General features: G+C 69.3%; 12 protein-coding genes and 1 tRNA gene. 1 reads left to right on the forward strand and 12 read right to left on the reverse strand.

The features are described 5' to 3' along the window. Positions 1–90 precede the first annotated feature (90 nt). From DD1DGNOD_RS20115 to DD1DGNOD_RS20155, 9 genes are all read right to left on the reverse strand, one after another. Positions 91–1,110 carry a shikimate dehydrogenase family protein gene (locus tag DD1DGNOD_RS20115; RefSeq protein WP_131768049.1) on the reverse strand — a complete coding sequence of 340 codons (1,020 nt, stop codon included), beginning with the start codon at positions 1,108–1,110 and terminating at the stop codon, positions 91–93. After that, on the reverse strand, positions 1,107–2,267 hold the full coding sequence (mltG, locus tag DD1DGNOD_RS20120) for an endolytic transglycosylase MltG (RefSeq protein WP_131768050.1): 1,161 nt from the start codon (positions 2,265–2,267) through the stop codon (positions 1,107–1,109). Before mltG ends, DD1DGNOD_RS20115 begins: the two co-directional genes overlap by 4 nt. Continuing rightward, on the reverse strand, positions 2,264–2,758 hold the full coding sequence (gene ruvX, locus DD1DGNOD_RS20125; protein WP_131768090.1) for a Holliday junction resolvase RuvX: 495 nt from the start codon (positions 2,756–2,758) through the stop codon (positions 2,264–2,266). Before ruvX ends, mltG begins: the two co-directional genes overlap by 4 nt. Positions 2,759–2,809: 51 nt before the next feature. Continuing rightward, positions 2,810–3,118, reverse strand: coding sequence for a hypothetical protein (locus DD1DGNOD_RS20130; RefSeq protein ID WP_131768051.1), 309 nt, complete (start codon positions 3,116–3,118; stop codon positions 2,810–2,812). Beyond that, positions 3,118–3,636 carry a DUF948 domain-containing protein gene (locus tag DD1DGNOD_RS20135; RefSeq protein WP_131768052.1) on the reverse strand — a complete coding sequence of 173 codons (519 nt, stop codon included), beginning with the start codon at positions 3,634–3,636 and terminating at the stop codon, positions 3,118–3,120. The genes DD1DGNOD_RS20130 and DD1DGNOD_RS20135 overlap by 1 nt, the downstream gene beginning before the upstream one ends. A gap of 271 nt (positions 3,637–3,907) precedes the next feature. After that, the gene (locus tag DD1DGNOD_RS20140) at positions 3,908–5,461 is read right to left on the reverse strand and encodes a replication-associated recombination protein A (RefSeq protein ID WP_131770820.1); all 1,554 of its coding nucleotides are present in this window, start codon (positions 5,459–5,461) and stop codon (positions 3,908–3,910) included. Next, the gene (locus DD1DGNOD_RS20145) at positions 5,462–6,556 is read right to left on the reverse strand and encodes a PaaX family transcriptional regulator (protein WP_346434358.1); all 1,095 of its coding nucleotides are present in this window, start codon (positions 6,554–6,556) and stop codon (positions 5,462–5,464) included. After that, positions 6,537–6,887, reverse strand: a complete 351-nt coding sequence (locus tag DD1DGNOD_RS20150) for a winged helix-turn-helix transcriptional regulator (RefSeq protein ID WP_131768053.1) — start codon at positions 6,885–6,887, stop codon at positions 6,537–6,539. Before DD1DGNOD_RS20150 ends, DD1DGNOD_RS20145 begins: the two co-directional genes overlap by 20 nt. Positions 6,888–6,998: 111 nt before the next feature. Further along, on the reverse strand, positions 6,999–7,298 hold the full coding sequence (locus tag DD1DGNOD_RS20155) for a YtxH domain-containing protein (protein ID WP_131768054.1): 300 nt from the start codon (positions 7,296–7,298) through the stop codon (positions 6,999–7,001). 319 nt (positions 7,299–7,617) lie between these two features. Here DD1DGNOD_RS20155 and DD1DGNOD_RS20160 point away from each other — a divergent pair. Next, a tRNA-Asn gene (locus DD1DGNOD_RS20160) sits at positions 7,618–7,690 on the forward strand. Between the two features lie 321 nt (positions 7,691–8,011). Here DD1DGNOD_RS20160 and DD1DGNOD_RS20165 read toward each other — a convergent pair. From DD1DGNOD_RS20165 to DD1DGNOD_RS20175, 3 genes are all read right to left on the reverse strand, one after another. Continuing rightward, the gene (locus tag DD1DGNOD_RS20165; protein ID WP_131770821.1) at positions 8,012–9,241 is read right to left on the reverse strand and encodes a cytochrome P450; all 1,230 of its coding nucleotides are present in this window, start codon (positions 9,239–9,241) and stop codon (positions 8,012–8,014) included. A 419-nt stretch (positions 9,242–9,660) separates the two neighbouring features. Beyond that, complete coding sequence (locus DD1DGNOD_RS20170; RefSeq protein ID WP_206443325.1) at positions 9,661–9,960, reverse strand: zf-TFIIB domain-containing protein; 300 nt, start codon at positions 9,958–9,960, stop codon at positions 9,661–9,663. A gap of 122 nt (positions 9,961–10,082) precedes the next feature. Continuing rightward, positions 10,083–10,433, reverse strand: a complete 351-nt coding sequence (locus tag DD1DGNOD_RS20175; RefSeq protein WP_131768094.1) for a winged helix-turn-helix transcriptional regulator — start codon at positions 10,431–10,433, stop codon at positions 10,083–10,085. Positions 10,434–10,589 lie beyond the last annotated feature (156 nt).

The following is a 10,589-nucleotide window of genomic DNA, read 5'->3' on the forward strand; positions in this document are numbered from 1 at the left end:
GTGTGGCCGACGTGACCGACGTGACCGACGTGGCCGGCATGGCAGGTACGGCCTGCAGGACGCTTGCGGATACGGCCGGCAGGACGCTCATCACCGTGCCGCCAGGACGGCTTCGCCCGCGTCCAGGAGCAGGTCCATGTCCACCTCGGCGCCGGTGAACAGCCGCACCTGGCCGGCTGCCTGAGCCGCCAGCACGACCAGCCCGCCGGCGACCGGAGCTCCGGCTGCCTGCGCGGCGGCGGCGAGACGGGTGGGCCACGGGTGATAGAGCAGTTCGACCAGGGCAGTCGAGGCAGGCCACGGCCGGCGCGCGAGGTCGTCGGTGGCACCGGCCGGAGCGGTCGCGAGCACGACGTCGGCGGCGCCGAGGAATCCCGCCGGGTCCGGGCACCCGACAGACGACCCCGTACCGGAGGTGTCCCACCGATGGACGGTGACGGCAAGCCCGAGTGCGGCACCGACAGCGACCAGGGGGGCTGCGGCCGGCGGCCGGCGGGCGAGCAGGTCGACCCGTTCGGCGCCGAGCGCGGCGAGCGCGGCGAGCGCGGCCCGTGCGGTACCCCCGGCCCCGAGGACGAGCGGGTTGCGTGGTGGTGTCCCGTTCCCGAGAACCACTGTGACGGCGTGTGCCGTTCCGGTGACGTCGGTGTTGAAGCCGGCCAGGTGGACGGGCCCGAAATGCCGCCGAGCAGCACCTGTCCGGCTCTCGACCCCCCCGGACGGCCCGCTCGCCGAGCGGACGCCGTTGATCAGCGGCCTGTCGGCGTTCGCGCCGGGACCATCCGTGTCGACATCCTCACTGTCGACTGCGTCCCGTTCGACGACGACGGTGTTGACGGCGCCGACGGCCGCGGCGGTGTCGTCGATCCGGTCGAGAAATGCCAGGACGCTCGTCTTGAGCGGCATGGTGAGCGACAGGCCGACCCAGCCCGGTTCGGTACGCACCCGCGCGATCAGGTCGCCGAGCGCGCTCTCGTCGCACTCGACAGCCGTGTAGTCCCAGTCGAACCCCAGAGCGCGATATGCCGCACGGTGCAAAACTGGTGATAGTGAGTGCGCTATCGGCATTCCCGCGACGGCTGCCCGCGGCCGGGCACCCGAGCTGGTCATGTGCCGCCCTCGGCGCGGTAGCGCGCAAGCGCGTCCTGCCACTCCCGGTCCGTCGTCGCGAAGATCGTCACGTTCGACTTCGGCAGTGACACGAAGTACATCCACGGGCCGGCGGCCGGGTGCAGGGCGGATTCCAGCGCCCATTTCCCCGGATTGGAGATGGCTCCCGGCGGCAGGCCCGGCACCTTGCGCGTGTTGTAGGGGTTGTTGGCGGCGAGCTGGCTCTGGGTCAGCGGGCCCTCGTACTCGTTGAGGGCGTACCGGGTGGTCGAGTCCAGGTCGAGGCGGCGGAAACGCCCGGAGGTGTCGGCGAGCCGGTTGTAGATGACCCGCGCGACCTTCGGCCCCTCGTCCGGGTTCTTCACCTCACGTTCGATGATGGAGGCGACCGTCACGATGTCCTGTGGGCTTCGGCCCAGCGCGGCCGCACCCGTCTCGATGCCGAGACCTGCCGTCTCCGCCTTGAACTTGTCCACGAAACTCTTGATCGTGGCGGTTCCCGACGCGCCCGGCCGCAGGTCGTAGGTGGAGGGGTACAGGTAACCCTCGACCCCGGCCGCGTACGACGGCAGCTGGAGTTCGCCCGGATTCTTCACGATCTCCTCGAACGCGGAGAGCGGTTGGCCGGTACGGTCCGCGAGCGCCGTAAGCACCTGTCTGGTGGTCATGCCCTCGGCGATGGTAAGCCGGAACAGTGTGTGGGACTTGACGTCGAGCAGCGCGGCCAGCGCGTCGACCGCCCGCACATGCTGCTTGAGCTTGTAGAAGCCGGGTTGGATGGAACGCGACCGCTCGTCGGCCGCGGCCGCGTTGACGAAGGCGGCCGGTGTCCGCACGACCTCGGCGGATGCCAGCACCCGGGCGATGTCGCGGGCGGTCGACCCGGCCTGGATCTGGACGATGACCGACCCGTCACCGGGTCCGGCGTAGTCGACTGCCGATTCACCGGCCGAGATGCGCCCGATCACCTTGCCCGCACCGTAGATTCCGCCACAGAGGATCGCGGCCACTATGACCAGGATCGCGATAAGCTTGGATGCGGCACCATGCCGCCGACGGCTGTGGCTGCCTCGGCCGCGCCCTGTGTGCCGTCTGCTGTGCGACGTCTGGCTGTCTGACGCGTCATCGAGCAGCTCGTCGAGGTCGTCCTCGATCACGTGCTGTCCGCGCGGCGATCCGGCCCACGCCGGGTGGCTGCGGCGTCGGACGCCCCCGCGTCACGCGGGATGTCCAGGACGGACTGCAGGATCTGCACCGCTGCCTCCTGGTCTACGACTGCACGACGGTCCCGCGCGCGCATGCCACGCTCGGCCATCCGACGATGAGCCACAACCGTAGTCATCCGCTCGTCAACAAGCCGCACCGGAACAGGAGCGACACGTGCCGCAAGGAGATCGGCGTACGCCTGGGCCTGCCGGGCCGCCGGCCCCTGAAGGCCGGACAGCCGTGTCGGAAGACCCACGACGACCTCCACGGCACGACGATCCCGCACAATCATTGCAATCTCATCAAGATCGCGATTCATCCGGGTGTCACGCCGTAATGTTGTCACCGGGAAGGCGATCCTCGCCTCAGGATCGCTGGCGGCGACTCCTACCCTGACCGTGCCCACGTCGACACCGACGTGTACCCCCGTCCGGCGGGTCACCGGGGTACGCCAGGGCAGGTCAGCGCCCCCCAGGCCACCGCCTGAGCGCACTCACGCGGAGCGGGCACTGGGTATGCCCGGGGCGTCGGCGGCGCCGTGCGGGCCACCGCCGGTGTCACCGGTACCACCCGGGTCAGCCGCGCCGTCCACGTCGCCCGCGTCATCGAGCCCGAGAGCCTGACGAAGTTCATCCTCCCGCTCGGCCATCCCTTCCCGGACGTCGGCCAGGAAATCCTGCACCGACTCTACGAGGGACCCGGCAAGGTGCTGCGGAGTGAGGGTGGACACGGCGCGAGCGGCGCGCCGGACGGTCACCACGCCCGCAGCCGCGCCGAGCGCGATGTAGAACATCCGCGGCATCACGCACTCCTGCTCTCGGGGCCGGCTCCGCGAGCTCCGGCCGCCGGTGCCGCGGACGCACCGGAGCCGGCGCGCCGGGCGGCCCGCTTCGTCGCACGGTCCGCCTTGATCTCCGCCGTGATCCGTGACTCGATGTCGGCGTGGGTCCTCTTGGCCGCCGCGCGCCGGACCCCGTACGAGAACGCCGCGACCCGCACGACCGGGCCGCCGACCGTCGCCGCGAACAGCGACGTGAGCGAGGAGATGTTCGTCGAAATCGTCTGCACGTTCGCCGTGATGGCGTCGACCCGGTCGAGTTCCTTGTTCACATGGCTGAGAGCCTGGTTCACCTCGTCCACGGTCGCGCCCGCCTGCCGCACGCGTGCGGTGCCCTCGTCAATGGCCAAGCCGGTCTGGCGGACCCGAGCGGCCGCCTCGTCGAAGATCTTCCCAAGCTTGAACAACACGTAGCAGCCGAACAGGACGAGCACGGAGAACGCCCCCGCCGCGATCAGTCCCGCGATCGCACCACCGGACATGTGTGCTCTGCCTCCGCTGTCATGGGCCGTGGCCCGGCCGTACCTTCGTGACCAAACTGCGTGACCGAACTTTCAGTACTTTTAGAGACCAAAGCCTCGCGCCGGCTGCACCGGCACCGCGACGGTGGCCTCCTGAAGGGCCAACGGTGGCGCGATCATGCTTCTCCCGCGCCGCCGGAGGCCCAGGTCCCCCGAGCACCGGAGGACAGCGCCCCACGGCCCTCCGAGTAACGGTCGACACAGCGTCGAACTCGACGTTCCTGGAGTGACCCTACCGAGCGCGACCGGCTTCGTGGTCACTCGCCCCTGACGGCTCGTCCACATCTGCACGCGCCCCGGTCGACTCCCCACCGGCGGCAGCCGGCTCGCCACGGGCAGCAGCCGGCTCGCCACGGGCAGCAGCCGACTCGCCGGTGCCGCGAAGGGTCTCGCGCAGGAACGCAAGCCGCTGGCCGGCCCGCAGTTCGAACCCGTGCTCACTCGGCTGGTAGTAGCTCGATCCCACCAGCGGGTCGGGGGCGTACTGCTGACCCACGACGGCACCTGGGTAGTCGTGGGGGTAACGGTAGCCACTTCCGTGGCCCAGCCGGCTCGCGCCCGGATAGTGCGTGTCCCGCAGATGAGGCGGAACAGGACCACCACGTCCAGCGCGGACGTCGGCGACGGCCGCGTCGACGGCCCGGATGACCGCGTTGGACTTCGGCGCCAACGCGAGATGGATCACAGCCTGCGCAAGGGCAAGCCGAGCCTCGGGCAGGCCCACCGTTTCCAGTGCCTGGGCGGCGGCCACGGCCACCCCGAGCGCTCCGGGTTCGGCCAGGCCCACGTCCTCACTGGCTAAAATGATCATCCTGCGGGTGACGAACCGGGGATCCTCTCCCGCCTCCAGCATCCTGGCCAGATAGTGAAGTGCGGCGTCGACATCGCTGCCGCGCACGGACTTGATGAGCGCGCTCGCCACGTCGTAGTGCTGGTCGCCGTCGCGGTCGTAGCGCACCGCGGCCCGGTTCACCGCCTGTTCGAGTGTCGCAAGATCGACACAGACGGGTGCGCGACCCTCCCCCGACCCGCTGCCGCTTCCCGCACCCGTTTCCGGATGCGCACCCGTTCCGGGATCCGCCGCCGCGGCGGCAAGAGCGGCGTCGCCGGCGGCAAGAGCGGCGTCGCCGGCGGCCTGCAGCGCGGTCAGGACGCGGCGGGCGTCGCCACCGGCCAGGCGCAGCAGATGGGTGACCGCGTCAGGGTCCATCGTCAGCCGGCCGCCGTAACCTCGCTGGTCGTCGAGCGCCCGCTGGAGCAGGACGCGCAGGTCGTCCTCGGCGAGCGGTTCCAGGGTGAGCAGCAGCGACCGTGACAGCAGCGGTGCCACTATGGAGAAGAACGGATTCTCGGTGGTGGCGGCGACTAGGGTGACAAGCCCGCTCTCCACCGCGGGCAGCAGGGCGTCCTGCTGGGTCCTGGTGAAACGGTGCACCTCGTCGATGAACAGGACCGTGCGGACGCCGGAAACCGCGAGCGCGTCACGCGCCTGGTCGATCACCGCCCGTACGTCCTTGACACCGGCGGTGACCGCGGACAGTTCACGGAACCGGCGCCCACCGGAGCCGGAGATGATGTGCGCGAGCGTCGTCTTACCGCTGCCCGGCGGCCCCCAGAGCAGGACCGAGGTGGTGCCGCCGCCTTCCACCAGGCGCCGCAGCGGACTGCCCGCGCCGAGCAGGTGGCGTTGCCCGACGAGATCGTCGAGGGTCCGGGGACGCAGCCGGGTCGCGAGGGGACCCGACGTCGCGAGGGTCTGCTCGAGCCCGGCGTCGAACAGGCTCACCTACGTACCGTATGACGGCACGGTGGCCGCGGGCTGGCAGGTCGTGGGCTGGCGGGCGGTGTGATGGTGGACGAGGCCGGCAAGGTCCGGGGCAAACGAAAGGATCACCTGGCGCACCCGGTCGACGGCGAACGGCGCGAGCGCGTCGTATATCTCCGCGAAGACCGCGTGTGCCCGGACCCGCGGCCACTGGGGCGGAAGCAGGTCCAGCGGCAGGTCGGGGTCGAGGCCGGGGAAACGCCGCCAGGCGTCCATGACCGCTGTCCGGGCCACCAGCGACTCCGACGAACCCACGTCAGCGGCCCTGATCCGCCTGAGCAGGGGGGTGTGGGTGAGGATGAAGTCCTCGTAACGAGACCGCAGATCGGTCAGGTCCCAGGCTTCGATCGGCCGTCTGGGGCTCGTTGCCACGGCCCCCTCGACCGTCGCCAGGACCGTCGCGTTGGGCACGCCGAGCTCTGCGAACACCCGGATGGTCGCATCCGTCACCGGACAGGGAGACACCCACATGCCGTCGTACAGGGGAGCGAAACCGAGCCAGCGCAGCCTGTTGCGAACGGCGTGCCGGACGTCACGCTGCTCCTCCGGGAGCGAGAAGGCGGCGACGACCCACCGGCCGTCCCAGCCGGCGCGGGACTGCCCGAACGACAGGATGCGTGCGGCGCCGTCCTGTAATGCCTCGGTTGCCTGGCTGGTCAGACCGTAGTAGGTGTTGCGGCCGACCCGTGAGGATTCCAGCAGCCCACGGCGCGCGAGCCGGCTCAACGCCGCACGCGCACCAACCGTTGAGATGTCGAAGTCCGCCAGCAGACGCACCAGTGCCGCGGACGGTATGTGCTCCTTGCGCCCCTGCCAGTAGTCGCCGAGCAGGGTCATGAGGAGGCGTTGCGGCTGAGCACCGAGCCGGAGCCGCGGAAGATCGACTTTGGACGGATGGTCCCGGGTGACGACGGGTCCGGTGATTACCACGGAAGACGATATTACGAGCGGATACTTCCGGGACGAAAATGCCGGTATGTCGAGCCCGCGCAGTCCGTCGAGCCCGCGCAATCCGACCCGGCTGGGGCAGGTTCGATCACAGTTCCCCGCGGCCACGGGTCGCCGATCCTCGCGGGACGCGCCCACGCGGGCCGAGCCGGGCCCAGTCCCGCGCCCAGGCGTCGAGGGGCTCGAGCACACCCTGCAGGCGCCGCCCGTGCACGCTGAGCCGGTAGTCGCCGGCCTCGTCCACCTCGACGACCCCGGCCTCGCGCAGTTCACGCAGCCGCTGGGACAGATGCGACTCGGCAGCCTCCACACGCGTCACGAGGGAGCGGAACGCAGCCGGTCCCTCCCGCAGGATCCAGAAGACCGGTAGCGCGTGCCGTCTGCCCAGCAGGTCGATCACCTCGGACAGCGCGGCCGCCCGCGCGTCGTTACGCGCCATGTCCCACGCCGTTACGCACCACGTCCGATGCCCGTCACTTCTCCCACACCTGTCGCTCTCACGCCTGTCGTCAGGGCGAACCGGACGCGGACTTGCGGCCGGGCCGCGGCGTCAGGGTGTGCGGATCGCGCCGGAGCCGTTGGGGCTGTGGGCCCCAACCGTGCCGACGAAGGTCCCGGTGGTCGGCGAGGACGGCTCGCCTCGGCCTGCGACGCTTGCAAACGTCCGGCGGGCCTTCTCCAGCAGGCTGCCCGCCTGGGCCGAGACGACCCCTGCCGCACTCTGCACCTCCGGACGTTCCCGGACCTCACGTACCTGACGCATGATCGCGTCATAGTGTTCCCTGCCCGCACGTGCACCCAGCAGGTAGCCGAGCCCGAAGCCGACGATAAAACCGGGTCTGAAGTGCATACTGCCTCCCGCTCGGTGCCGCTGTGCAATCTCCTGGCCTCCGCGGGCGCGAGAACACTCATGGTCGCGCTCACTTCGGTCACTGTGTAGTCCGCTGACTTCCGCGGGCGCGGGAACACCATGATCACGCTCGCTTCGGCCAGCCGGGTGATGACGGACAGGATGCCTGTAATCATGGCCATCCTGCCCGATCATCGGCCCACGGACGGCCGACCGGCCAGCTGACCTCGTGTTTACTACCCCGCTGAACCATCCGCGCGAACCTCAGGTAACCTTGCCCAGTCAGGTGCTCCCAGCGTCATCGCTTGGAGCACCGCGGTCCCGCGTAGCTCAATTGGCAGAGCGTCCGGCTGTTAACCGGCAGGTTACAGGTTCGAGTCCTGTCGCGGGAGCATCCGCCCAGATCAGAGGGCCGAAGACCGATTGATCATGTTTTTCTCGCGCTGTCGGAGGCCCAAGCCTCCAGGGGCCAGGACCCTGATCCTTGATCAAAGTGGAAGGCTGGGCACAACTTACCCACAGTCTTTGGTGTGTCCAGCTCCACAGGTTCCACAGGTTCGAACGTCGATCAGTGGGCGCCGCGCCATCCGCGACAGCTGGCCTTTCCCGCCTTCCGTGATCCGGACCTGCCGCGGACCCGCCACGGACACCGGCCCGCGCCGACAGACCCCGGACGAATTTTCGGCGATGACCATCACGTGCGGATCTTCGGATCAGGACAGGGTGAGCGGGAGCGAGGTCAGTCCGCGGTGGATGAGGCTGGGCAGGTAGGTGAGGCTGTCGGCGTCGGTGGCCAGCGACATCGTCGTGGTGCGCTGGACGAGCGCTCCGACCGCGGCCTCCGCCTCGATACGAGCGAGAGGCGCTCCCAGGCAGAAGTGGATGCCGACGCTGAAGCCCAGGTGGCGTCGGGCCGGCTGAGGCCCGTGATACCGGGTGATGTCGAAACGGTCGGGGTCGGGGTAGACGGCCGGGTCCCGGCCGGCCGCCGCGCTCACCAGCACCACACCGTCCCCGCGCGCGAAGGTGTGGCCGGCGACCTCGGTCCTGGTGTGCGCGGTCCTGAGGGTGAACTGCGTCGGCGGGTCGTAGCGCAGCACCTCCTCGACGGCGGAGGAGATCAGTTCGGGTCGGGCGCGCAGCGCGGCGAGCTGGTCGGGATGCCGGAGCAGGGACAGCACGCTGTTACCGATGAAGTTGATGCTCGTCTCCATCCCCGCCACCACCAGCAGCGATGAGATGCCGAGCAGCTCGGCCTCGGTCAGGACGTCCCCGCGTTCCTCCGCGCTCGCGAGCAGACCCAGCAGGTCCTTGGTCGGACGCAGCCGCCTTTCGTTGATGAGTTCCCGGAAGTACGCCTGGAAGTCGTGGGTGGCCTTCGTCCGGCTGGCGATCTCCTCGGCCGACAGCAGGTGGTCCGGATCCGTACCTCGGGCGATCGCCAGCGCCCATCCGCGCAGCGCGGCGCCGGCGTCCTGCGACACCCCGAGAAGATGACCGATGGTCGCACTCGCGACCGGAGCGGCCAGGCCGTGGATGACGTCGATCGTGCCGGCCGCCAGCGCCTCGTCGACCAGTCGCCCGGCCAGCTGGTGGATGGTGGGGGCCAGCGCTCCGACGATCCGCGGGGTGAACGCCTTGTTGACCAGCCCGCGCAGCCGGGTGTGATCTGGAGGGTCCATCCGCAGGAAGGAACGGGGAGCCGTCGCGTTCCCCTCCCGGAACGGGCTGATCCCGGCGTCGTAGCCGTGGACCCAGTCCGGGCTCTGCAGGATGGTCTCGCAGTCGTGGTAGCGGGTCACCACGGTCACCGGTACATCGCCGAGGAGGAAGGGACACAGCGGCGCCGCCTCCCGGACCCGCCGGTAGACCGGATACGGGTCGGCACGGTGGACGGGATCGAAGGCGTCGAACTCAACCTGACCAGCACTTACCGCAGTCATAGCTCCCGCTCCTCGTCCCGCTCCTCGCCGTATGCAAGTCGTCGACGTTGCCGGCGCCAGCTTCCTTGAGCGTGACCCCGACGGTCGACGGCAACTCAAACACAGGCGGTCATGCGCGTGAACGCCTTGCTCGGTACGGCCGGCACAGATCTCGCTGTCGAGCGTGACACGACGGTTCCGTTCACCGAGTGACCTCGGGTCAGGTTCGAGCCCTGTCGCGGGAATCCGGGATCCCTGTCGTGGATCTTTCTTTCAGCGGACCGTCCGGACGATGAATTGCGTCACGCTGGCTGTCCTGCGCGGCGCGCCAGCAGCGCTGCTCGAAACGGCACGAACACGGCTGGCAACGCCGCCGGCTGTCGCCCGACCTGCCTGGTACAGATCTGCCTGGTACAGACCTGCCTGGCGACAATGGCCTGTCAGGAGGAGAAGAACAGCCTTGCGAAGCCGTGGTTGCCGTGCCCATGGTGACCGTGATGGCCGTGCCCGCCGTGGTGACCGACGTGCGGTGCGCCCCATGCGGGCTGTACGTACTGCGGCGGGGGCGGTGGGGGAGGCGCGGGCTGACTGAACTGCGCCTCGAGCCGGCTGAGAGCCTCCAGCTCTCCGTAGTCGAGGAAGATGCCTCGACAGCTGTCGCACTGCTCGATCTGCACGCCGCTGCGGTTGTAGGTTCGCATCACCCCGCGGCACTTCGGACACTGCAGTGTGTAGCTCACGACGGAACCCGCCTATCTCGATCTCGTCTGTTGCGGCTCATTAGATCATCCGATTCGTCAGTAGCGTACCGGGTGTCCTCGAGGCGACCACGCGCGTCACACCGACCCGGTGATCGTGGCGATCAGGCTGTCGGCACGCGATGTTCGTATGTTTCGCGGGCGTCGAGTAGTTCGGACAGGTGAGCCCGGCGCCAGTCACAGAAGGCCGCCATCGGTTCGAACAGCGTCCGGCCGAGCGGGGTCAGTTCGTATTCGACCCGGGGCGGGATCTCCGCATGGGCGGTTCGCATAATGAACCCGTCGCGCTCCAGCGCCCGCAGCGATTCCGTGAGCACCTTCGGCGTGATGCCTCGCAGTGGCGTCTGGAGTTCGGAGAAGCGTCTCGGACCGGCCTTCAGACAAATGATGATCTTCACGGTCCACTTGCCGCCGATGCGCACCGGCACGGTATCGGTCTCGCATCCAGCGAACATGTCGGGGTCCAGTGACTGGCTCACGCTGGCCAAGGTACGTGACTATCGTTGCGGGAACTGTGGTATCGCCCGCTACCGTTCGCGGCGTCGACCGGCAATCATGCGCCGGTCCTGTCGAGCGGAGCACCCATCATGGGCAGGATCGTCGTCTTCGGC

The sequence above is a fragment of the Candidatus Protofrankia californiensis genome (assembly GCF_900634765.1).
Lineage (GTDB): Bacteria > Actinomycetota > Actinomycetes > Frankiales > Frankiaceae > Protofrankia > Protofrankia californiensis.

Coding starts and splice junctions, on each gene's coding strand:
- DD1DGNOD_RS20115 (WP_131768049.1), bottom strand. CDS start 1,110: ATGACCAGCTCGGGTGCCCGGCCGCGGGCAGCCGTCGCGGGAATGCCG.
- DD1DGNOD_RS20130 (WP_131768051.1), bottom strand. CDS start 3,118: ATGCCGCGGATGTTCTACATCGCGCTCGGCGCGGCTGCGGGCGTGGTG.
- DD1DGNOD_RS20135 (WP_131768052.1), bottom strand. CDS start 3,636: ATGTCCGGTGGTGCGATCGCGGGACTGATCGCGGCGGGGGCGTTCTCC.
- DD1DGNOD_RS20150 (WP_131768053.1), bottom strand. CDS start 6,887: ATGGCGCGTAACGACGCGCGGGCGGCCGCGCTGTCCGAGGTGATCGAC.
- DD1DGNOD_RS20155 (WP_131768054.1), bottom strand. CDS start 7,298: ATGCACTTCAGACCCGGTTTTATCGTCGGCTTCGGGCTCGGCTACCTG.
- DD1DGNOD_RS20165 (WP_131770821.1), bottom strand. CDS start 9,241: ATGACTGCGGTAAGTGCTGGTCAGGTTGAGTTCGACGCCTTCGATCCC.
- DD1DGNOD_RS20175 (WP_131768094.1), bottom strand. CDS start 10,433: ATGTTCGCTGGATGCGAGACCGATACCGTGCCGGTGCGCATCGGCGGC.